This window comes from Spirosoma endbachense, from assembly GCF_010233585.1.
Classification (GTDB): Bacteria; Bacteroidota; Bacteroidia; order Cytophagales; family Spirosomataceae; genus Spirosoma; species Spirosoma endbachense.
Map to the genome: position 1 here is coordinate 7,192,935 of NZ_CP045997.1, position 22,864 is coordinate 7,215,798.

A 22,864-nucleotide genomic window follows, 5' to 3' on the forward strand; every position below is an offset into this window, starting at 1 on the left:
TAACAATAACCCTTATTTTATCGTCTATAGGTTTACGGAGTAACTGATCAGCAAGGATTCTATTAGTTTTGTAAGATACCTACACAACCTGATTTCTATGATTGCACTCATCACCGGCGCTACCTCGGGTATTGGCCGCGCCACTGCCGAAGCTTTTGCGGATCTCGACTATCGCCTTATTCTGTGTGGACGTCGTCAGGAACGTCTGGACGAATTGCAGGAATACCTCGGCGCACAAACGGCTGTCGTGACCCTGAATTTCGATGTACGCACCTGGGACGAAGTTGAGCACGCTATCCGCACCTTACCCGACGAGTGGAAAGCCATCGACATTTTGATTAATAGTGCTGGCAATGCACACGGTATGTCACCGATTCAGGACGGCGACCCTGCCGACTGGGACCAGATGATCGACGGCAATGTGCAGGGACTGCTCTATGTCTCGAAAGCCGTAATGCCGGGTATGGTCGAACGGAAACGGGGCCATATTGTCAATATCAGCTCGGTTGCGGGCAAAGAAACGTATGCGAACGGAGCTGTTTATTGTGCCAGTAAAGCTGCTGTTGAAGCCATCAGTACCGGTATGCGATTAGACTTGATTCAGCATGGAATCAAGGTTACTAATATTGCCCCCGGCGCTGTAGAAACCGAGTTTTCAGTCGTCCGCTTCAAAGGCGATAGCGAACGGGCATCCAAGGTTTACGAAGGCTTTGCTCCCCTCACGCCCGACGATATTGCCGACGCTATTGTCTATGCTGTAACGGCACCCGCCAACGTTACCATTGCCGACATGACCATTCTGGCTGGTGCACAGGCCGCAGCTACAACCATCTACCGAAAGTAAACCGATTGGGTTTTGTTTCGCTATCCGTGATGAAACTCGAAACAGAACCCGATTTGTTACTGGCTCAGGTTAATCAAATGAGATCGGGAAAATTGGCTCGCACCATAGCGGCAAATGGCTGGGTGTCCTTAGCAGCTTTAGCCTTAAATAGTTTGGCGATCTGGATAAGGCTTTCTATAACTTCCCAGGGCTGTCCACTTTGCTGTGATAATAGTAAACGCTCGTTTGCGGTCATTACTACCGGGTCAAACCCAGCCAAAAAGATATTATTTCTTACGTTTTGCAAATAAGCTTCCCGTATTCTATTCAATTCACTGCGATCTATCCCAAATCCTGCGATGGATAATTTTCCGCGATTGCTTTGCCCTACGGGAACATGACGATTGAATGTTATGTGATTTTCGGGGTTATCTACCGAAGGGTGTAGAAGTGTTGAGGATTCGCTCTTATAATCGAACGTGTGGTTTTGAGCTCGATTCGCTTCGTCTTCGAGTGGAAAATAGTTTTTCTTAAACCGCTGGTTGCAAATCTGACATGAAAAGAACAGATTAGTCCACTCATAAGCCAGCCAATAATAACCCGGACGAATAAGCTTGCCACTGCGTGTTTTTGTAAAGCCTGCCTTTGGTCGAAAATGCTCAACATCGCCGTAACCATTAGCCGTAAAATCAGCTTCACAAAAGCAGCATTTTCCATGCTGATCGTCAATGAGTTTTTGCTTTACAGACTCATGACCATAAATAGACGATAAAATCGTAAACGTAGACGCTCCGCTGTTGTAATCGTTTGGGCTAGCATCGTATAATCGGCAGTTCTCTGTTTTTTCTGGAATACCTTTATCGATCAGTACAGCCGGAATAGTATCGGATTTAGCGACTTGAATCATTGGCTCTGCTGCTTACTACGCAAGATGTCGGCTAATTGCTGAATAATTGTTTCTGCCTGTATTTCAGCCTGATCACGCCCAACCGGAACAAAGCCAATTCTTGTGTCTAATTCGTCTAACCGGGCTTTTTGTGTTGCCGTCAGTGCCTGTTTCGACAGCAGTGTGTCGCGCTCCGTTCGCAGCTCAGTTAGTGGTTCCGACCGACTTGATACATGACCAAACAGATCACTATTCAAAATCTGGTCAACACTCCATTTACTGACATCCACAGAATCGTTGACAACTACTGTTTGATCGCCTTCGCGTTTGAGCAGAATGATATTCGTGTCTTGTGGCTGTTCTTCAGCAGCTACGACAATCAAGGGGCTATGGGCCGTAACGATAAACTGCGTATTGGGAAACGTCTCGGTCAAAAACTTGATGATGTTTCGCTGAAACTTCGGGTGCAGGTGCAGATCGATTTCATCCACTAAACAAACAGCCGGTTCGGCAAGTGGATTTTCACTATCCGGATACCGGTCAAGCAAGCCTTTGGCAAAATCAACCATCCAGGCAATGAGGGTTTTATAACCTAGACTTAGCTCATGAAGGCGGACATCTCCGTAGTTAGTTTTAAAGAAGACCTTGGGCGTACCGGTTTCGGTGCTTATATAAATATCCGAAGCCTCCTGACTAAACAACTCCTTTAAAACATTAAGTACAGTGTCAAAACGATGTTTAAATTTAGGTTCTTTAAGAGAAATATAGTCTGCCTGAACTAGCCATTCTTCCGCATTGATGAGATCGTTATTCTCAGAAAAAAAATTCGTTATATAATTCGGTTTCTTCTCGGTTATAGCCGACGAACTTATTCTACGAGCAGCGTTATAAGCGAAAATATCCATTTCTATCTCATACTTGCGCGTAAATCTAAAAGTAGATCCTGTATCATATTTTACGCCATTCCCCCACTTCATACCACTGTTGACGATGAATCCGGTTTGGATATCTTCGTTCTTTTTAGAAAGTACTCCGTCTATTTTTACCCCTATAGATTCTTCATTAAAACGCCACAATTCCGTAAAATCAACGCCCGTTTCAAGGACAGTTTGCTGGTTTTGAGCCAGTATTACCAATCCCTTCAACACCGTCGTCTTTCCCGTTCCATTATCACCCAAAATCACATTCCAGCGGGCGACATTACCGGCTTTATCGGTAAAGTTGATCTTCTGCTTCGTGCCAAATGAACGAACATTTTCCAGTGAGATACTCTTGAACCAAACGCGAGGATTTTCAGTAGCCATATTTCGATAAAACAGTAAGAGCTAATATATCAGGCCGGTTTCGGTAACCCACACCCAGCTTTTCTCCGATCCATTCCTATCAAAAGTCGCACTTTTTTCGTATATTTACTCAATTGTATTAGCTTCGATTACAAGCCTTTTTAACGTCTGAATGATTGCTTACTTAGACGGAGTGCTGACCTACAAAGAAACGACGTACGTCATTATCGATGTACATGGTGTAGGATACGCAGTCCATATCTCCCTCCAAACTTATTCGACACTGCCCGGCGGTGGCGAACGCGTTAAATTATTTACGCACCACCTTTTCCGCGAAGACGCCCAGATACTATACGGATTTGCCATCGCCGACGAAAAAGCACTGTTTCTGGATCTGATTGGCGTTTCGGGCGTTGGTCCGAACACAGCGCTGGGTATGCTATCGGCGATGCAACCAGCCGACCTGCGGCTGGCCATTCTGGGAGAGAACGTTCGGGCGGTACAGGCCATCAAAGGTATTGGTGCCAAAACGGCCCAGCGCATCATTCTCGAGCTACGCGATAAAATGAAAAAATCGGGCGTTGTTCCCGACGGTCCGACATATCGTCAGCAACCAGCAGGCAACCCTGTTCGCGAGGAAGCCCTGGCGGCCTTGGTCGCACTGGGCTTTCCGAAACCAACAGCCGAGAAGAGTGTAGACGATGCCCTGAAAGCCGACCCAAATCTGAGCGTAGAGGATGTTATCCGGCGAGCATTGCGGTAGACTTTTGCTGGCTTACCGCAATAGGTCAGGCTGTATCTTCTCCTTGCCAGCCAGCAATTTAACTGACTTTTTGGGCTTAATTATGACCCTTACTATCGAAGTGGTTACACCTTTCACAGGCTCTTTAGTAAACACTATATCGAAACTAAGGAAACATCTGAATTAAAATCCGATGAAATTCGCCTAATTTTACGATCGGTCGAACGGAAACAACAACTCATGAACGATTGTTTGCTCTTCTTTTAAAAAATCTATCAATCGATTAGACGATTGGCTCGATTTTGGCCGTTTAAGGTAAGGCGTCTGAACGCACTACCACTACCGAACCTGAAAGTATCGTCAATGGTGAACCCTTACCTTGTTCACAAATACTTAATGAATACCTGTTTCCCAGCCGTAGGGAGAATTGTGTTTACACGAAACAGGACGCTAATACCCATACTATGGATTGTACTGGGTACTAGTCTGGCTATAGCTCAAAACCAGCCAGCTACCCCTACTCGGCGGGGGGCAGCTGGCCGTCGTCAACAGGCCGCTCAGGATTCTGCCCGTGCCGAAGCCCGGCGACGTGCCACGATGCGGGCCGACTCGATCAAACAGGCCATAAAAGACCGAACGGATAGCATCAGGGCTGTTCGTAGTGCCAATCGACGGCCAACCGTCAACTGGCCAGACCGGCGTGCCACGCGTTTTTCAGAACGACCATCCCGATCACCGTTTATCCTGCGTGATCCAAAGGGTGTTTCGACCGACTTTCATTTTGACCCCGAGGGCAAAGTCAATATTGCAGAACGTGTTCGTTCGGGCGTATCACTGTCGGGCCCTCCTACCCCAAACAGCGTACAGGGACGAACGAATATCGCTACACCGGGCAGTTCGACGGCTGTATCTCCGGATGCAGCCGCACCGGGTACTACGACACCAGGCACTATTTCACCCGGTATTCCTGTACCGGGCCTGGCACTCCCGCCGTCGCAGTTTGGCATGCCATACCGACCCTCTGAGTCAGTTCCCCTATCGACCTATAACCAGCTTCAGAACCAGCGCGTCGGGCAAAACGTGTTGCGTGAGTATAGCGCCCGCAGCGAAGGGCAAAGCGCGGTAACTGGCCGGGGGTTAATTCCAAAATTAGAACTCCCGCCTGTTATTGATCGATTATTTGGTGGCAGCAATATCGATTTTAAACCCAATGGTTTCGTTACCCTCGATTTTGGCTACCTCTATCAATTTATCGATAACCCGGTACTACCCATACGCCAGCGACGGAACGGCAATTTTCTCTTTAATGAGCAGATCAGTATCAATTTCAACGGTAAAATCGGCGAAAAACTGGGCGTATTAGCCAATTTCGACACAAAAGCGAGTTTCAATTTTGAAAACGCGTTAAAAGTAAACTATAAACCTGGCGGTGGATTACCAGCCTTCGGTACAGGTCAGGGGCTACCTAATCTACCCAATTTACCAACTACGCCCAACCTGCCGGGCGTTCCGGGAGCGAATGGAAGTTTACCCGGTTTTACGCCCCAGAACGAAAGCATTTTGCAGGGGCTGGAAGTTGGTAATATTAGCTGGGCCGTTAACAGTCAGCTGATTCCGGGGGTGCAGAACCTATTTGGGGTTAAATCGCAACTGCGTTTCGGCAAACTGAACGCAACGGTGGTGTTATCCCAGCAACGATCACGCAAGGCCGAAATCGTGTTGAGGGGTGGTACTTCGAACCGGCCCTTTGAAATTCGGGCGGACCAATATGATGAAAACCGACACTTCTTCCTGTCGCAGTTTTTCCGGAATATTTATGAGCAATCACTCAAGTCATTACCACAGGTAACGTCTGGTGTAAACGTTACCCGGATTGAAGTCTACGTCACTAACCGTACCAACACAACCGAATCGCTGCGCAATATTGTTGGGTTCCAGGATTTAGGGGAAGGTAATCCATACAATCAAACGAACGCCAATCTCCAGCCATTTTCACGCAATGCCCGAACTCCTGCCGATAATGCAGCCAACGGATTATTTACCAAACTGACGGGAAATGCAAATGCACCGTTCAGACAGGTCGACCAAACGTCCGACCAGCTGACCACTTCGTATGGTTTGGCCAAAGGAACGGATTATGATTTCCTGAGAGGCTCGAAGCGCCTGACTGACCGTGAATACAAGCTTCAGGCCGATCTGGGTTATATTTCGCTGGTGACCCCGTTGCGCAACGACGAAATTCTGGCGGTTGCTTACGAATACACCTATCAGGGCCGTCGCTACAAAGTTGGTGAACTGACCGAAGACTATCAGTCCCGTAAGGATGATGAAGTGTTGGTGCTGAAATTGTTGAAATCATCGACCATACGCAACAACCTCCAGTTGCCCATGTGGAACCTGATGATGAAGAACATTTACTCGCTCAATACGGCACAGATTGTTCGGCAGGGATTTCAGTTACGGATTATTTACAAAGATGATCTGACCGGTATCGATAACCCCAATCTTCAGGAAGGTCGCCTGACGCAGAACCGACCGCTGGTGCAGGTATTCGGTATGGACCGACTAAACCAGCAACTAGACGCACAACCCGACGGCAACTTTGATTTTGTCGAAAACATTACGGTCGATAGTCGATACGGGAAGGTTATCTTTCCTGTGCTGGAACCCTTCGGCTCCTACCTGGAACGACAGTTTGGGGCTGATGAGGATGCACTAAAAGCGAAGTACGTTTTCAATCAACTCTACAAAACAACCCTGGCCGACGCGCAACAACAGGCCGATCGGAATAAATTTTTCCTGAAGGGATCTTTCCAGTCAGGCAGCGGTGCCGAAGTTCAATTACCGTACGGTGTCAATGAACAGTCGATCACCGTAACGGCCGGTGGTGTACCACTCTCACCGGGTGCCGACTACGTTTTCGAGGCCCAGACCGGCCGCTTGCGTATCGTCAACGAAAGTGTCAGCAATTCGGGTCGCGAAATCCGGATCAGCTACGAACAACCTGACCTGTTCCAGAATCAGATCCGGTCGTTGATCGGTACTCACCTGGACTATACCATCAACCGTGACATAAGCCTTGGCTTTACGGCCATGCACATGAAAGAAACCCCCGCAGGTTATCTGACTCGGGTCGCGCTTGGTAATGAACCCGTCAACAACACCATTCTTGGACTAAGTGCCAATATTCGGAAAGATGTACCGGGTTTAACCCGGCTGCTGGATAAGCTACCGATGGTGCAAACGAAAGAATTGTCGACCATTCAGGTCAGCGGAGAAGTCGCTCAGCTGCTGCCCGGCACCAACCCCCGCGCCCGAAACGAAAGTTATCTGGACGATTTTGAGGCTGCCCGGACCATTTTTGATTTGACACGTCAGCCAACACGCTGGCGGCTGGGGGCAACTCCCCAACAGTTTCCTCAAGGTTCATTCCAGACTCCGCTGGAATCAGCCTATAACCGGGCCCGGATGTCGGTCTACTCCGTCGACCCGACTCTCTATACGCCCGGCTCGCAGGGTGTCGTATCGAATGTCGATCCGGATGAGGTCAAGAAAAACGTCTATGAACGGTATTTCCTGCCGCAGGATTTATTCCCCGGCCGATCGGTTCGTCCCGTCCAGTTACCCGAAAGTATTCTGGATGTATCGTTTTTTCCGGCAGAACGGGGTATGTACAATTACAACCCCAACCTTGACCCGAACGGCCGATTACCCAATCCAAGGCAAAATTTTGGGGCCGTTACACGAGCTATTGCATCGGATATCGACTTCGATAACGCCAACATTGAAAACCTAACGTTCTGGCTCATGGACCCGTTTGTTCAGGGCACTGCCGGGGTAGTTCGGGGTAGTAGCGACCCTACCGTTCAGAATACGAGTAACACCAAGGGGGGCAAACTCTTCTTCAACATCGGCGACGTTTCGGAAGATGTCATTAAAGACAGTCGGTATGAGTTTGAGAACGGTTTCCCAATCGATTCGACGGTTAATTCACGCAACCCAGGAACGGAGCAAACTGCCTGGGGCCGCGCACCGAATCAACAGTTTGTCACAAACGCCTTCCAGAGTGGAGGTCGCGAAAGGCAGGATATCGGTCTGGACGGTTTAGGGAATACAGCCGAAAAAACGCGCTTCCAGAGTTATTTAAATACGATCCGAACCAGGGTTTCTAATCCAATGGCGCTTTCTGCCATTGAACAGGATCCGGCTGGTGATGACTTCAAGTTCTATCTGGGCGAAGAGGCCGACCAGCAGAAATACATCGTAGCCCGGTATAAAAATTACATGGGCATGGAAAACAACTCGCCCGAAAACACATCCACGAATCAGTTTTTAACCCCCGCGTCGTCGACGTTACCCGACATTGAAGACCTCAACATCGACAATACGATCAACGATACCGAGGCTTATTATGAATATGAACTTGATCTGCGTCCGGGCAAACTGGCCGTTGGCCAGAATAAATATATTGTTGACCAGGTAACCGTGCCGTCAGAAGGAGCGCCGGGAGGGGTTGTTACCTGGTATCAGTTCCGGATTCCGATTCGGGAGCCAACACGTAAAGTAGGAGGTATCAATGGCTTTAAATCCATGCGATTCATCCGGATGTACATGACGGATTTCGAAGAGCCGGTTGTGATGCGGTTTGCCGAATTACAAATGGAAGCCAACCAATACCGTAAGTATACTGGAGACCTGAATCAGCGTGGTTTACAGGAAGTTCCTGAACCCTACGATGCCCAGTTTACTGTTTCGACGGTTAACATCGAGGAAAACAGCAGCACCCAGGCAGCTCAGCAGGGAGGAGAAAAATACATCTACACCGTTCCGCCGGGTTACGTTCGTGACCGCGATTATACGCAGGTCAGTACGGTCGAACTCAATGAGCAGTCGATGCGTATGAGTGTAACCAACCTGCGCGATGGCGATTCACGCGGTGCCTTCCGCAATACGAACATGGACTTGTTGTTCCGCGAACGGATCAAGATGTTCCTTCACATGCACAATCCCGATAAAGAAGATGGCCAGGTATCCGCTTTCGTTCGGTTAGGAACCGATTATACGGACAACTATTACGAAATCGAAATTCCGAATCTCATCCATACTCCGCCTAACCTCACGGGTGATGCGGCCAATGATGAAGCGTTACGCTTACAGGTCTGGCCCGAAGCCAACAACCTGGATCTGGCGCTGGAAGAACTGATCAATTTGAAAGCGAGTCGCAACCGCGAGCTTACCCGCCGAACATCACTGCCCTATAGTCTGATGTCGGCCGACGGGCATTATAGACTCACCGTAGTTGGAAATCCGGATTTGAGCGCAGTACAGTCAGTTATGATCGGGATGCGAAACCCAAAAATACTTGGCGATGGCGAACGTCCGAAGTCATTTACCATTTGGGTCGATGAGCTACGAGCCTATGGCTACGACCAGCATGCCGGGATGGCTGCCATTGGGTTTGTAAACATGAAACTGGCCGATGTGGCAACCGTAACGGCTTCCGGCCGAATAACAACCTTTGGCTTTGGTGGTGTCCAGACCCGTATCGGTGATCGTGCCCGCGAAACAACATCCGAATTTGGTGTTTCATCGGCGATCTCACTGGACAAATTCCTGCCGCAAAACTGGGGATTCCGGATTCCGTTGTATGTCAATTACGATCACCGGAATGTAGATCCTCATTTTGATCCGCTTGACCCTGATACGCCCCTGGAAACGTCGCTGTCGACAAAAGCCGAAGGAGCCGAGCGTACTAGTTATCGGCAGTTGGTGCAGGATAATACCACACGCCGGGGCTATAACTTCTCAAACGTCCGAAAGGTAAAGACCAGTCCAAATGCGAAATCACATTTCTACGATTTCGAGAACCTGGCTTTTACCTATGCTTATAACGACATGAAGCGGACCAACATCCTGACGCAGGAGTATCTGCAACAGCAGACGCGTGGTGGTATTGCGTATACATACAGTGGTCAGCCTAAAACGTTCGAGCCATTCCGGAATAAAGCCTCTTTCGACGCGCCTTACCTGCGCTGGCTGAAAGATTTTAACCTGACCCCACTGCCAACGCTCGTGTCCATTCGCACGGACATGGATCGGAGTTTCATTAAAACACAACTTCGCTCTTCGGACCTGACAACCAACGGCATAGCACCACAATACGAAAAATATTTCCTGTTCAATCGGTATTATGACCTGACCTGGAACCTGACACGGAGCCTGGTATTAACGTATAAAGCGCAGGCCAATGCTATTATTGACGAACCGGCGGGCGACATAAACACGCAGGCCAAACGCGATTCGATTATTAATAGCATCAAACATCTGGGCCGGATGAAGAACTTTGTGCAGGACATCCGGGCTACCTATCGTTTACCGCTCGACAAGATTCCGCTACTCGACTGGATGTCTGCCGATGCAATTTATGGGGTTGGTTACCAGTTTCAGGCTAACTCATTTGGTGTTGCCGACTCGTCGGGCGTGCCGTTTGGCAATATCCTGCGTAACAACCGCGAACGGGGTGTTACGGGCCGTGTCGACTTGATTCGGCTTTACAACAAAATCCGTTATCTGCGTTTTGCCAATACGCCCTCCCCTATCCGCAAAAACTTCGCCCGTAACCCCGGCGATATTGAAGATATTGAGCGAAGTGAAAGCAAGATCCTGAAAAACTTCACACGGGCACTTTTAACCGTGCGGGGCATCAATTTCTCCTATACCATTCAGGAGTCTACGATTCTGCCGGGCTTCCTGCCTACGCCCAGGTTCTTTGGTTTAAGTCGGGAAAATGCCCCTGGCCTCGGGTTCGTATTGGGTGGTCAGGATTACAACATTGCTTACAAAGCGGCTCAGAAAGGCTGGCTATCGCCGAGTACGGTGCAGAATACGGCTTTCCAGCAGACGATTGCCAAAAATTTCAGCGCCCGAACCACCCTGGAACCGTTTAAAGATTTCAGGATGCAGGTCGAATGGCGGCTAACGCGCTCCGATGCCTATCAGGAATATTACCGGCCAGCCACGCAGGGTGGGCCATTTGAGACGCAGTCACCCGTTCGGAACGGTCAGTTCAGTATGTCGTTCTGGTCATTCCGAACCGCTTTTATCGGTCTGCGGAAAGATAATACGTCGCCGATTTTCGATCGTTTTGAAGAATATCGCCAATATTTTCTCGACCGCCTGACGAACCTCAATAAAGAAGGGGTTGGCCAGTATACCAAAACCTCGCAGGATGTTTTGATCCCGGCTTTCTTTGCTGCCTATAGCGGACAACCGAAAGAGAAAGCACAACTGTCGCCTTTCTATAGTTTCCCGCTGCCCAACTGGCGAATCGATTATAATGGCCTTTCAGGGCTCGATTTTATTCGCAAGAAATTCAGCGCGTTTACGATTACCCACAGCTATTCATCGAACTACAGCGTCGGTAATTTCATATCCAATCTCGAATATGGAGCTGCTTACGTAAACCTGGCTGTCCAGAACTTTTCACCGGCGGCTATCGTAAACCAGTTGAATCAGTATGTGCCTGTGGTGGCCATGAGTACGATCACCATGTCGGAGAAGTTTGCGCCAATGCTGGGCGTTCAATTCCAGACGAAAAGCCGCGTTACTGGCCGGCTGGAATACAACCAAAGTCGTGATATTGCGCTGAGTCTGTCGAACTCGCAGGTAGCCGAATTGAGCAATAAAGACCTGACGGCATCAATTGGCTTTACTCGTCAGAATGTGCGAATTCCGTTCCGCATCAATGGTGCCTACAAACGGCTCAAAAACGATCTGACTTTTTCCTGCAATGTAACGTTCCGGGATACGCGCTCCATCCAGCGGAAGCTGGACGCCGAGCAGATTATTACAGCTGGAAATGTAAACTTCCAGTTACGTCCGCAAATCAGTTACATCGTTAATCGCCGGTTAAATTTCAATTTCTATTTCGACCGGACGTTTAATGATCCGCTGGTGTCGAACTCGTTCCGGCGAGCAACAACGGCGGGGGGCATTCAGGTGAAGTTCAATCTGGCCGAATAAGCTTCATAAGCAGGATTGGCTATTTGTAGAGTCGGGCACTTATCGTTCCGGGCTCTATAAATAGCCAATCCTGCTTATGAAGCGACAACAGACGGCAAAGTATCTGGCGGATGAGTATGTATGCTCAACGGTTACAGATCATCGCTTGTACAGAGCAGAATCGATACACTATTTTTTGCGAATCAACATGGGCGTTGGCAGTAATTGACATACTGCCAACCCTCCTGGTAAACACATCTCCCTACCGAAAATTTGCTTCCTAATTCAGTCAACAAAGTTGACCGTTTGCTGGTTGACTTTATTGTACATTAACAAAAGAGACCATGAACTACAATTTTCTCGGTAACACCGGAGTCCAGGTGTCCGAAATCTGTCTGGGTACCATGACCTTTGGTGGTGATGGTCATTGGCAGGCAATTGGTGAACTCCAGCAGGATAGTGTCAATGAGCTTATTAAAACCGCTGTCGATGAAGGCATTAATTTCATCGATACCGCCAACGTTTATTCATTCGGAAAGTCAGAGTCGCTTTTAGGCGAGTCTATCAAAAGCCTGGGATTATCGCGGAGTGAACTTGTTATTGCAACCAAAGTTCGGGGGCGAATGGGCGAGGGCAAAAACCAGGTTGGGCTGGGCCGTTTACAAATCATCCAGCAACTGGACGACAGCCTGAAGCGGTTACAGACAGACTATGTCGATTTGTACCAGATTCATGGTTTCGATTCCTCAACACCATTGGAAGAGACCATGCGTGGGCTGGAGGATGTGGTGCGTAGTGGTAAAGTTCGCTACATTGGCTGTTCAAATCTGGCAGCCTGGCAAATCATGAAAGCGAATGGTATTGCCGATAAGTATGGCTGGAGTAAATTTGTTTCAACCCAGAATTATTACTCCATTGCCGGTCGCGATCTCGAAAACGAAATCGTGCCGCTGGTACAGGATCAACAGATGGCCATCTTGCCCTGGAGTCCATTGGCCGGTGGTTTTCTATCAGGCAAATACACGCGCGATAACAAACCCACCGATGGGTCGCGTCGCCTGAGCTTCGATTTCCCGCCCATCGATCAGGAAAAAGCGTACGATATTATCGAAGTCATGCAACGCATTGGCGAAGATCATGGTGTATCGGTAGCGCGTATTGCCCTGGCCTGGGTTCTGGCTAAACCGGGCGTAACCAGTGTGATTATTGGTGCTAAAAATACGGCTCAATTAATCGACAATATTAAAGCGGCTGATCTCAGTCTGACCACCGAGCAACTGGAACAACTCGATGAAGTTAGTGCCCGGCCCAAGCCATATCCTCAATGGATGATTGAGCGTCAGGGCCGCGACAGGCTGGCTCCAGCTAGTTTTTCGCCTACCCAGTCGACGATGGTCAAGTGAAGAAAGGCTGATACATTGGGGTGAACCCCCTGCATTGCTATTTGCAAATCCGAGCTAGTCTACCGTATTTTGTGCGTATAAATCAATCACCCCGCAATGAATTTTCCTGCAGAACTGAGTTATACGGAGGATCACGAGTGGATTCGGATAGAAGCTGATGGCACAGCCTTAATCGGCATTACGGACTTCGCACAGCATGAACTGGGCGATATCGTCTATGTAGACGTTACTACCGTTGGGCAATCGCTCGCTAAAGGTGACGTTTTCGGTTCGGTTGAAGCGGTTAAAACCGTATCTGACCTCTTTTTGCCAATTGAAGGTGAAGTATTGGAGCTAAACCCAGCGATCGAAAATTCACCCGAATTACTGAACAGCGACCCTTATGGCGAAGGCTGGATCATTCGTGTGAAACCAGTCGACATCAATCAGAATGACGGATTGCTAAAGGCGGATGCCTATCAGGAATTGGTTGGTGCCTGATTCACTCTTTCACAAAACATGAGAAGGCTCCGACAGGCTGACCGCCCGTGGAGCCTTTTTTATAACTATATTTTACCCCATATCCCCCTCTTCATGAAAATAAAGAAGGGTGAAGGTTATGCAACTCTTACTCCGTTCTGCCCGTATTGTAGACCCCGCTTCGTTGTTCGACGGACAGCTAGTTGATCTGTTCATTATAAACGGCCTGATCCGGCAAATCGGCACCAACCTACAGGTCGATGAGGGCGTTCGTATTGTAGAAGTCGACCATTTACATGTGTCCCCAGGCTGGGTAGACATGCGCGTATCGGCGCAGGACCCTGGTTTCGAGCATAAAGAAGACATTACAAGCGTATGTCAGGCCGCAAAAGCCGGTGGTTTTACGGATATTGTGGTTTTGCCCAACACGCTGCCTGTCATTGATTCGAAAGGGCCACTGGGCTATGTCCGGCGTATGGCCGAAGGGCAGCCTGTAAGCGTTCATGTTACGGCGGCCGTAACAAAGAAAGCCGCCGGAGAAGACTTCACCGAAATGCTCGACCTCCACCACGCCGGGGCCGTAGCATTTACTGACGGAACTCATACGCTTCAAAATCCAGACCTGTTACTCAAGACATTACAGTATCTGCAACCCATTGATGGCTTGTTGATGAATCGGCCTGAAGAAACGTTACTAACGCTTTTCGGGCAAATGCACGAAGGCATCCAGAGTACGTTGCTTGGCCTGAAGGGAATCCCTGCTCTAGCCGAAGAATTAATGGTTGAGCGGGATTTACGACTACTGGATTATGTGCTGGGAGCGGATCATACTTATGTCCGCCCTGTTCTTCATTTCTCGACCATTTCATCGGCTCGTTCGGTGGAACTGATTCGTCAGGCAAAGGCCAACGGTACGCCCGTCAGTTGCGATGTTGCAGCTCATCAGCTTGTATTCGATGATTCAGCGCTGGCCGGATTTGACACCAATCTCAAAGTAAATCCACCCTTCCGGTCAGTAAAGGATGTAGACGCACTTTGGGCGGGCCTGGCCGATGGAACAATCGATGCTATCGTATCGGATCATACTCCGCAGGATGCGGAAAGCAAAAATCTGGAGTTTGATCAGGCGGAGTTCGGGATCATCGGCCTGGAAACTGTTTTCGCGCTCGCAGCAACGCACAATCGAAATCTTTCGCTGTCTCAGTTAATCGACAAGCTGACGATTCGTCCGCGGCATATTCTGCGATTACCGTCCGTGACGATTGCGGAAGGTCAACCCGCCAGCCTTACGCTTTTTGATCCAGCCGGAACCTGGGTTTATGACCAAACATTCTCTAAATCAAAAAATTCGCCCTTTTTAGGTCAGACGCTTACCGGACGTGTTATCGGGACTGTGCATCAGGGTCAATTTAACCATAATGCATGAAAGCTATCCTCGCTTATTTCAATCATCCGTTGTTAAAGATTCCGCTTCTTAGCGGACTGGCTACGGGTGTTTTATGTTTTCTCTATTTTCTGGCGCTTTACGCACTGGGGATAGCGCCACTCGGCAATATTCGGGTATTGGATTTTGGCATTCACATCATCATGATGATAGCCGCCGTTTGGTATTATCGAAAATACATCGGCCACGGCATGCTGCATCTTTGGGAAGGCATAACGATTTGCTACGTGCTGAACACTATTGCAGCACTGGTGACCGCCTGGCTTATCTATTTCTTTGTGACCCAGGTCAATCCGGATGTCTTTGCTGAGTATGTCGTTAATTCTAAAAAATTATTACTCGAAGGCAAGAAACAATTGGTTGATCAGTTTGGGCCCGATACATTCAACGACCAGTGGTCAAAGGTTTCCAATATGACACCCGGTGTACTGCTTCCTGATGAGCTGACGAAAAAAACGGCACTGGCAGTACTGCCAGTCCTTATTATTTCGCTTATTTTTCGTAAGCAGGATTACAACGTTTTACAGTAGTTCTGACCACAAAAAACATTCTCACACTGTTCTGTTAGCCTAGCCCGATACAAATATGAACGAACAACCGTCCTCCACCCGCATTGCGTTGAAATGGGGGCTCTTTCTCGGTTTAGCCTTGATCGCCATCACGCTGGTGATGTACCTCACCGATCAGGCAGGTAATGGCTGGTTTAATCTATTGACTCTTGTTGTCATGGTTGCTTTTTTAATTCTAGCCATGCGAGATTACAGGACAAGTACGGGTGGCTACATGAGCTATGGCGAAGGATTCGGTATTGGCGCACTCTTATCGGCCGTCGGAGGATTATTATCGGCTGCGTTCATTACCTTCTACAACGTCGTTATTGATCCTACTATTCAGCAACGGGCTTTTGAACAGGCACGCGAAAAGCTGGAAGAGCAGGGAAAATTATCCGATGAGCAGATTGATCAGGCCCTCGAATTTTCACAAAAATTTCAATCACCGGGCTTTACCTTCATTGCCGGTGTTTTTGGTACGCTCATCTTCGGGGCTCTTTTGTCATTAATTATTGCCGCTTTTATACGCCGGAATAAAACCAATCCGTTTGAATAAACAGGTAATTAGGTAACTTGGTAATTCAAGTATAGTCTTTTCGTATATACTGTATAATTACCTAATCACTGTTTACATAATTAAAAACCCTGTGCTTGCCATTTTCCGCAAAGAAGTCAATCAGTTTTTCTCGTCGCCTATCGCCTATATCATCATGGCTGTGTTCCTGACGGTGACAGGATTATTGCTATGGGTATTTCCTGACACCAGCCTGCTCGAAAATGGTTATGCAGATATGGGTACTTTTTTCAACCTGACTCCCTATGTCATGCTGTTTCTTGTACCGGCCATTACCATGCGCTCCATTGCCGACGAAGTGCGTTCCGGCACGCTTGAATGGCTGCTGACCAAGCCGGTCAGTCGGTGGGGAGTAGTAGGTGGAAAATTTCTGGCGAGCTGGTTACTGGTTTTCGTGACGTTGCTGCCAACTCTTCTGTATTATATCTCCTTATATCAACTCGGTTCACCGATTGGGAATATCGACTCAGCCGGTGTATTCGGATCATACATTGGCCTTGTTTTATTGGCGGGTGTTTTTGTTGCCATTGGCCTTTGGGCGTCGTCGCTCAATGAGAATCAGGTAGTCGCTTTTGTTCTGGGCGTTTTTTTTTCTTTTCTGCTTTATAGTGGTTTGAGCGCACTGGCCGGATTGTCAATACTTGGCAGTTTATCATACTATTTGGCCTATTTTGCATTAGATGAGCAATACCGAGCCCTGGGGCGTGGCTTAATAGACTCGCGTAATGTCGTTTATCTGATAAGTTTAATGGCCTTCTTTTTGCTGATAACAGTAAATAGGCTGAAAACAACCGTATAGAATTGAACACAGTAGAATGAATTATTTAACCATAACCCGTTGGCTGGCTATTGGCTGGACAATTATCATGCTTATTGGCTGTCTGACGCCACATGATCAGGTACCCGGTGTTTTGATAACATGGAGTGATAAACTGCTGCACATTGCCATATTTGCGCTCTTTGGATTGCTCTGGATGGAGGCTGGTACCCGGCTAACTGTTGTCATCCTGTCTGGACTGATTTTAGGAGGTTTAATAGAAGCTCTTCAATATCTGTTGCCCATTAATCGCAGTGCAGACTGGGCCGACCTGGCTGCCGACTTTGCCGGAACAATTGTTGGTGTAGGTCTGGCCCTTATCTGGTCGAGACTATACCCCAATCATCGTTTTTAAATTCTAGCCGTTAAGCAAGTGGCGTCTCAGAAAAATTTACCAATTTGACTACTCAAATCATCGATCATTATGCACATTGGATTTATTGGCTTAGGTAAGATGGGGTTCAACCTCGTTGCTAACCTGGTCCGTCATGGCCATACGGTTGTCGGTTATGACATCAATGAAACGCTGGTTGAAGCCGTTAAAGCAGAAGGTGCACAGGGGGTTACAACGCTTCAGGACTTGTATAACGCGTTACCCGAAAAACGCGTTTTGTGGCTGATGATTCCAGCGGGTCCGCTCGTCGATAAGGTTATTGACCAACTACTTGCCTTTATGCAACCGGGTGATGTGGTTATTGATGGTGGTAACTCGCGTTATCAGGATTCTATCCGCAGGCACGCTTATCTGCTAGAAAAAGGCATCGGTTTCCTCGATTGTGGAACCAGTGGCGGAATCAGTGGCGCACTGAATGGTGCCTGCACGATGGTTGGTGGCGATCCGGATGTAATTGAGCCATTACATGGTATATTTAGTGATATTTCTGTCGAGAACGGCTACCTCTACACAGGCCCGGCGGGTAGCGGTCACTTCACAAAAATGGTGCATAATGGCATTGAATATGGCATGATGCAATCCATTGCCGAAGGTTTTGAAGTATTGGAAAAGAGCCCGTTTCCATTTGATTTTGAAGCCGTTGCACGCATGTGGAGCAATGGTTCGGTGATCCGCGGCTGGCTGATGGAACTGACCGAAAATGCCTTCCAAAAAGATGCAAGACTCGATGCGATCAAGGGAAAAATGTTTTCATCGGGTGAAGGGAAGTGGACCCTTGAAACGGCTCTTGACCTGGGTGTTCCAACACCCGTCATGGCGCTTTCGCTCATTATGCGCTATCGTTCGTTACAGGACGACACCTTTACAGGTAAAGTGGTAGCGGCTCTTCGTAATGAGTTTGGGGGTCATGCTGTTGAAAAAAAGTGAAATAAATAGACGAAACCAAGAAAAAAGATAAGGCTTTATTTATCAAGCAGTTGTCTTTATCGTTTCTTCTTAGTTCTTTTGTCTATAAAATCAATAGTGTTTCTAATGCTGGATTATTCAATTTGAATTCTTTTTTTTCGTTATAAGTATAGTCCAGGCAGTTTCGATTGTCGTACATACAACAATCGAAACTGCCTGTTTTTTATTGTCTTAACCCTTTAACCACCGTATCCGTCTATGAAAGTGCTTGGCACCATACACGACCCTACATTTACGGGCCGGACTTATAATCGGCTTGACCAACTTTTCCTCCCCTACATTAAAGACGAACGTGACCTACCGTTCGTATACCTTACAATCCGCATAAGTTTTATTCTGATTCCGCTGGCGGCTTTGTTATTTATGCCGTTTATAACCGGCTGGTTGTGGTGGACCGTAGCTGCTATTCATTTTTACGTTAGCAATTTCATTTTTAAAGGTCCATTCGGGCTCATGCTTCACTGCACGAGTCATCGCCCATTTTTCAAGGCCGAATACCCTCGATTGAATAATTATTTGCCGTGGATACTGGCTCCTTTTTTCGGGCATACACCCGAAACCTACTATAGCCATCATATTGGTATGCACCATCCAGAGAACAATCTGGAAGATGACGACAGTAGCACAATGGAGTTCCAGCGCGATAGTCTTCGTAGCTTCCTAAGTTACTTTGGCCAATTTTTTGTCTTAGGCGTCCATAATTTACTAGGATACCTCCGCCGAAAAAACCGAAACAAATTAGCGAGCCGGGCCATGACTGGCGAAATCGTGTTCGGTGTACTTTGTACCCTGTTATGCTTTGTAAACTGGCCAGCAACTGTACTCGTATTCCTGCTGCCACTATTTATTTACCGCATGATTGCGATGATGGGCAACTGGACTCAACACGCGTTTGTGGATTTTGATGATCCAGGGAATGCTTATAAAAATAGTATTACCTGCATCAATGTGAAGTACAATAAAAAATGTTGGAACGATGGCTACCACATAAGCCATCACATCCGTCCGGGTATGCACTGGACCGAACATCCAGGCTTTTTCCAGAAAACTATTGACAAATACGCTCAAAATCAGGCTATTATTTTTGATGGATTGGATTTCTTGCAAGTCTTCTTCTTGCTGATGCGTAAACGATATGATGTATTGGCCCGCCATATGGTCAATGTGAACGGTGCTTTTGCCGATGAAGACGAAGCAATTGCCTTATTGCGTCGACGGACGCAGCGCATTCAGGCGACGATGCCGCTTGAAGTATCTGTAGCCTAACGAAAAAGCGGACGTTTGTCCGCTTTTTCGTTTTTAAAACCGTTTCCTTATTAGCTGTTTCCGCCATCGATTCTGGCTTCAATGATACGCTGAATTCCAGTTGGCACGTTCGACAGGAAATTATAACCCGTTAGATCTTCCAGCGCGTCAATACTGGTCATGTAGGCTCGCCAGGGTTTATCCGCAGCGGTCTGGTTATTTGGAATGTTGACGGCTATAATACGGGTATCGGTAGAGACTCGTTCGGCATCATTAGACCCCGTTGGCAGCACGATGATTATTTTCCAGAGTGTTGCCGGAACGGTCAGATTCCCGTTAGCAAGCTTGGTCGCATAGCCGTTCTGACCAGTGCCTCCAGCGCCATAGGTTCCGGCAACAACATAGACTTCATTGCCCGTGGTCGTGAGTTGACGTTCATAGTCTTCCAAACTTTTCCAGACCTCACGGTTATGTCGTGGAGCTTGTGGCACGATGTTGGATAGGAGAAACGTGGCTGCGTTATCTTCAGGCGAACTATCCCGATCGTCGGAAGGGCACAGGTGCCCTCGGTCGAAACCGGTATTGGTATAATCCGATGTGCGGACCGTAAACCAATCCGTTGGAAGCGTTGGATCGGGTCGAAAATCGTTTGTTCGACGGCTATCACCTTTCCAGGCTGAGCTGAGGTGCCAGCTAACCCAGTTTGCAATACCTCGGCTGCGGCTGTAGGAGAGCACGTAAGCCGATTTTACGAGTAAGTAATTATTGGGGTCGCTAATCGACGCTTCACTTGGATTACCTAACGCCAGGTTGTCATCGCGAGTTGGTTCAGTCGAACCCTGACCGGTAGATTTCGGCGTTGCGGTTGGCAGGCAACCGTTGAGTAGCGTAATCAGGCTGAGCCCAATAAGAATACTTTTGAGTTGATCGTACACTTGAATTGATTTTACTGTCATTCTTATGGAACTTTACCACTGAGAAAAAGTAACTTGAAAACTACTTAGTCTCCATAGTTAACGAAGTAACTACAATTTGCCCATAAAATAGACGAGTTATCTGCTGTCATGGCTAAAAAAAAACAACCTTCAGGACCAGGCCCGGATCGACCCGGCCCAGATCGGCCAAATCGCCCGGTGGCACCCAAACCTGCTCTTACTCCTGCCAATAATCGCCCCATTCCTGGCCGGTCGGCCGAGGCTACCATGCGTCCGCCAATCCGCCCGACCGCATCTAAATCTGTAGACCCACCATCAACGCCTGATTTACCGATTGAAGCACGCCAGATCGTTTGGTGGCCGCTTGCCGTTCTGGCCTTGCTTGGTTTTTTACTCTATGTGAACACATTTGGGCATCAATACGCACTCGATGACATTGCGGCCGTAGGTCAGAATTTGTTCGTTAAGAAAGGCCTCGCTGGTATTCCGGACCTGCTGCGAACAGAATTCTGGCATTTCAGCAATATTTCGCTTGGCTACTACCGACCCTTATCGCTGATTACATTTGCCATCGAGCAGGAATATTTCAAAGATGATCCAACTATCAGCCACATGATCAATGCAGGGCTGTATGCGCTCACTGGCCTTGTGATTGGCGCTTTATTGCAGAAGTGGTTGCCTGGTCAAACCATTACTTCTTTCCTGATCGGTCTCGTCTTTATTGCGCACCCGATTCATACTGAGATCGTTGCCAACATCAAAGGCCGTGACGAGATTCTGAGCTTTCTGTTTATTTCGCTCATGCTGCTCTCGTACTGGCGGTATCTGGAAACAAAGCAATGGGGCTGGATTATAGGGGCTTGTGTGTCACTTTACCTGGCATTTCTATCCAAAGAATCGTCAATTGTCAGCTTGGGACTTATTCCAGCGATGCAATATTGGTTCGCCCGCCGGAACGTATGGCAATCATTGATCAGCCTGTGGCCGTTCCTGATCGTAGCAGCGCTGTTCTTCTATCAGAAACAAAAAATGATTGGAACCCTGAGCGGTACGCCACCAGTCGACTGGGCCAACTATCCATACGCTATTGAAAAAACCCAGAAATCAACCACTTTCAAGTTTCTGATCTACTATCTCCGCTTGCTGGTTCTGCCTCATCCGCTTGTTTACGATTATTCGTATAACGTGATCCCGTCGGGTGGCAAAGGAGATTTGCTAACATGGGCAGGCTTTATTGCCTTTGTGGGTATGATCTGGCTAACCTGGAAAGGATTTATCAAGCGGACACTATGGGGCTTCGGTCTATTCTGGTTTTTCGTTACGATGGCCCCCGGACTCGGCTTCATCTGGCTTCGGGGCGGTATTTTTGCCGAACGTTTTGCCTATGCAGCCGTGATGGGATTTGGATTTATTCTGATCTGGGGCTTACAAAAACTGTTGGTCAAAACGCCAGCAACGGGCAGCGATGAGCTGGCACCTAAACCCGTTTATGCCCGCTATGCTCCCTTGCTGGGCTTAATGGCCGTAGTAGCCGGGCTTTATTCGTTCAAGACTGTAGAACGAAACCGCGATTGGGAGAATAACTTCATTCTTTTTAACTCAGCTCTTCCCTACGCGCCCAACAGTTGTCAGGTACAGCGCCACGTTGCCAATGAATGGATTGAAAAAGGGCTTAAAGACCGTAACAAGGCTGATTCTGTTGCCAATGCGACAAACGCGATTAAGCCCAAACCGTCGCCCGATCAAATCAAAAAAGCGCAGACCTTAATTGATACGAATATTGCTCACGCCAATAAACACGGCCGCTGGGCGCTGGATCACTTGCAGGAGTCAACCCGAATTTACCCGAATTTCGGCGAAGCGTATTTTTCGATGGCTTATGTATTCCAGAAAATCACGCCTAACGTCGATTCGGCCAAATATTATTACAAGCAGACCATTCGGGCAGCCAACGCCTATGCACCGGCCTATAACAATCTGGGCGTAATTTATCAGGGTGAAGGCTTTGCGCAAAACAACCGGCAGAAACTGGAGCTGGCCTCTTATTACTACAATCGGTCTATGGTCGTCAATCCAGCTTATGTAGATGGTCAGAATAACCGCGCGAACCTCATGAAAGCGAGTGGCTTAGACGTGAAATTTTTACCGGATTCGATCCTGAATAAATACTAACGGGAGCCACTACTTACCCTATGAAAAAGGCCCGCCCAAATACTGGCGGGTCTTTTTCATAATAGATCTTGAGAAACTACATCAGGGCTTTCACTCAGCAGCGTGCCACGGTTTTGAACCGTGGCACGCTGCTGAGTGAAAGCCCTGATAAGCTGAAAACTGATAACGA

16 protein-coding genes are annotated in these 22,864 nt (G+C 48.0%); 13 read left to right on the top strand and 3 right to left on the bottom strand.

The window, feature by feature from the left end; genetic code table 11:
- The first annotated feature begins 91 nt into the window (after positions 1–91).
- Positions 92–844, top strand: coding sequence for an SDR family NAD(P)-dependent oxidoreductase (locus tag GJR95_RS29275; protein ID WP_162391906.1), 753 nt, complete (start codon positions 92–94; stop codon positions 842–844).
- A 73-nt stretch (positions 845–917) separates the two neighbouring features.
- On the opposite strand, the gene GJR95_RS29280 is transcribed toward GJR95_RS29275, so the two are convergent.
- Together GJR95_RS29280 and GJR95_RS29285 are read right to left on the bottom strand one after the other, a co-directional pair.
- Positions 918–1,730 (bottom strand): HNH endonuclease family protein, encoded by an 813-nt coding sequence (locus tag GJR95_RS29280; RefSeq protein WP_162389232.1) that lies wholly within the window; start codon positions 1,728–1,730, stop codon positions 918–920.
- Positions 1,727–3,013 carry an AAA family ATPase gene (locus tag GJR95_RS29285; RefSeq protein ID WP_162389233.1) on the bottom strand — a complete coding sequence of 429 codons (1,287 nt, stop codon included), beginning with the start codon at positions 3,011–3,013 and terminating at the stop codon, positions 1,727–1,729. The genes GJR95_RS29280 and GJR95_RS29285 overlap by 4 nt, the downstream gene beginning before the upstream one ends.
- 151 nt (positions 3,014–3,164) lie before the next feature.
- On the opposite strand from GJR95_RS29285, the gene ruvA reads away from it, so the two are divergent.
- The 11 genes from ruvA (at position 3,165) to GJR95_RS29340 (ending at position 19,609) form a co-directional block, all read left to right on the top strand.
- Entirely contained in the window at positions 3,165–3,755 is a 591-nt protein-coding gene (ruvA, locus tag GJR95_RS29290) for a Holliday junction branch migration protein RuvA (protein ID WP_162389234.1), read from the top strand.
- Positions 3,756–4,130: 375 nt separating this feature from the next.
- Positions 4,131–11,756: a T9SS outer membrane translocon Sov/SprA gene (gene sov / locus GJR95_RS29295; RefSeq protein ID WP_394369968.1), complete on the top strand. Its 7,626-nt coding sequence runs from the start codon at positions 4,131–4,133 to the stop codon at positions 11,754–11,756.
- A 323-nt stretch (positions 11,757–12,079) separates the two neighbouring features.
- On the top strand, positions 12,080–13,138 hold the full coding sequence (locus tag GJR95_RS29300; RefSeq protein WP_162389235.1) for an aldo/keto reductase: 1,059 nt from the start codon (positions 12,080–12,082) through the stop codon (positions 13,136–13,138).
- A 96-nt stretch (positions 13,139–13,234) separates the two neighbouring features.
- On the top strand, positions 13,235–13,618 hold the full coding sequence (gcvH, locus tag GJR95_RS29305; RefSeq protein WP_162389236.1) for a glycine cleavage system protein GcvH: 384 nt from the start codon (positions 13,235–13,237) through the stop codon (positions 13,616–13,618).
- A 118-nt stretch (positions 13,619–13,736) separates the two neighbouring features.
- Complete coding sequence (locus GJR95_RS29310) at positions 13,737–15,023, top strand: dihydroorotase (protein ID WP_162389237.1); 1,287 nt, start codon at positions 13,737–13,739, stop codon at positions 15,021–15,023.
- Positions 15,020–15,571 (top strand): DUF4199 domain-containing protein, encoded by a 552-nt coding sequence (locus GJR95_RS29315; RefSeq protein ID WP_162389238.1) that lies wholly within the window; start codon positions 15,020–15,022, stop codon positions 15,569–15,571. Before GJR95_RS29310 ends, GJR95_RS29315 begins: the two co-directional genes overlap by 4 nt.
- A gap of 55 nt (positions 15,572–15,626) precedes the next feature.
- Positions 15,627–16,148 (top strand): DUF4199 domain-containing protein, encoded by a 522-nt coding sequence (locus GJR95_RS29320; RefSeq protein ID WP_162389239.1) that lies wholly within the window; start codon positions 15,627–15,629, stop codon positions 16,146–16,148.
- 91 nt (positions 16,149–16,239) lie between these two features.
- On the top strand, positions 16,240–16,965 hold the full coding sequence (gldF, locus tag GJR95_RS29325) for a gliding motility-associated ABC transporter permease subunit GldF (RefSeq protein WP_162389240.1): 726 nt from the start codon (positions 16,240–16,242) through the stop codon (positions 16,963–16,965).
- Positions 16,966–16,981: 16 nt separating this feature from the next.
- Entirely contained in the window at positions 16,982–17,338 is a 357-nt protein-coding gene (locus tag GJR95_RS29330) for a VanZ family protein (RefSeq protein ID WP_162389241.1), read from the top strand.
- Between the two features lie 69 nt (positions 17,339–17,407).
- Positions 17,408–18,304, top strand: coding sequence for a phosphogluconate dehydrogenase (NAD(+)-dependent, decarboxylating) (gnd, locus tag GJR95_RS29335; protein WP_162389242.1), 897 nt, complete (start codon positions 17,408–17,410; stop codon positions 18,302–18,304).
- Positions 18,305–18,541: 237 nt separating this feature from the next.
- Positions 18,542–19,609 carry a fatty acid desaturase family protein gene (locus GJR95_RS29340; protein ID WP_162389243.1) on the top strand — a complete coding sequence of 356 codons (1,068 nt, stop codon included), beginning with the start codon at positions 18,542–18,544 and terminating at the stop codon, positions 19,607–19,609.
- 50 nt (positions 19,610–19,659) lie between these two features.
- Here the strand turns inward: GJR95_RS29340 and GJR95_RS29345 are convergent, their stop codons facing one another.
- Positions 19,660–20,544, bottom strand: a complete 885-nt coding sequence (locus GJR95_RS29345; protein WP_162389244.1) for a DNA/RNA non-specific endonuclease — start codon at positions 20,542–20,544, stop codon at positions 19,660–19,662.
- Positions 20,545–20,652: 108 nt separating this feature from the next.
- On the opposite strand from GJR95_RS29345, the gene GJR95_RS29350 reads away from it, so the two are divergent.
- Positions 20,653–22,695, top strand: coding sequence for a tetratricopeptide repeat protein (locus GJR95_RS29350; RefSeq protein ID WP_162389245.1), 2,043 nt, complete (start codon positions 20,653–20,655; stop codon positions 22,693–22,695).
- Positions 22,696–22,864: the final 169 nt, after the last annotated feature.

Bases quoted from the DNA above. Each gene is read 5' to 3' on its own strand.
- GJR95_RS29350 (WP_162389245.1), top strand. From the start codon at position 20,653: ATGGCTAAAAAAAAACAACCTTCAGGACCAGGCCCGGATCGACCCGGC.
- ruvA (WP_162389234.1), top strand. From the start codon at position 3,165: ATGATTGCTTACTTAGACGGAGTGCTGACCTACAAAGAAACGACGTAC.
- GJR95_RS29345 (WP_162389244.1), bottom strand. From the start codon at position 20,544: ATGACAGTAAAATCAATTCAAGTGTACGATCAACTCAAAAGTATTCTT.
- GJR95_RS29285 (WP_162389233.1), bottom strand. From the start codon at position 3,013: ATGGCTACTGAAAATCCTCGCGTTTGGTTCAAGAGTATCTCACTGGAA.
- GJR95_RS29320 (WP_162389239.1), top strand. From the start codon at position 15,627: ATGAACGAACAACCGTCCTCCACCCGCATTGCGTTGAAATGGGGGCTC.
- GJR95_RS29315 (WP_162389238.1), top strand. From the start codon at position 15,020: ATGAAAGCTATCCTCGCTTATTTCAATCATCCGTTGTTAAAGATTCCG.
- GJR95_RS29300 (WP_162389235.1), top strand. From the start codon at position 12,080: ATGAACTACAATTTTCTCGGTAACACCGGAGTCCAGGTGTCCGAAATC.
- GJR95_RS29330 (WP_162389241.1), top strand. From the start codon at position 16,982: ATGAATTATTTAACCATAACCCGTTGGCTGGCTATTGGCTGGACAATT.
- GJR95_RS29340 (WP_162389243.1), top strand. From the start codon at position 18,542: ATGAAAGTGCTTGGCACCATACACGACCCTACATTTACGGGCCGGACT.
- gnd (WP_162389242.1), top strand. From the start codon at position 17,408: ATGCACATTGGATTTATTGGCTTAGGTAAGATGGGGTTCAACCTCGTT.
- GJR95_RS29280 (WP_162389232.1), bottom strand. From the start codon at position 1,730: ATGATTCAAGTCGCTAAATCCGATACTATTCCGGCTGTACTGATCGAT.
- sov (WP_394369968.1), top strand. From the start codon at position 4,131: ATGAATACCTGTTTCCCAGCCGTAGGGAGAATTGTGTTTACACGAAAC.
- GJR95_RS29310 (WP_162389237.1), top strand. From the start codon at position 13,737: ATGCAACTCTTACTCCGTTCTGCCCGTATTGTAGACCCCGCTTCGTTG.
- gcvH (WP_162389236.1), top strand. From the start codon at position 13,235: ATGAATTTTCCTGCAGAACTGAGTTATACGGAGGATCACGAGTGGATT.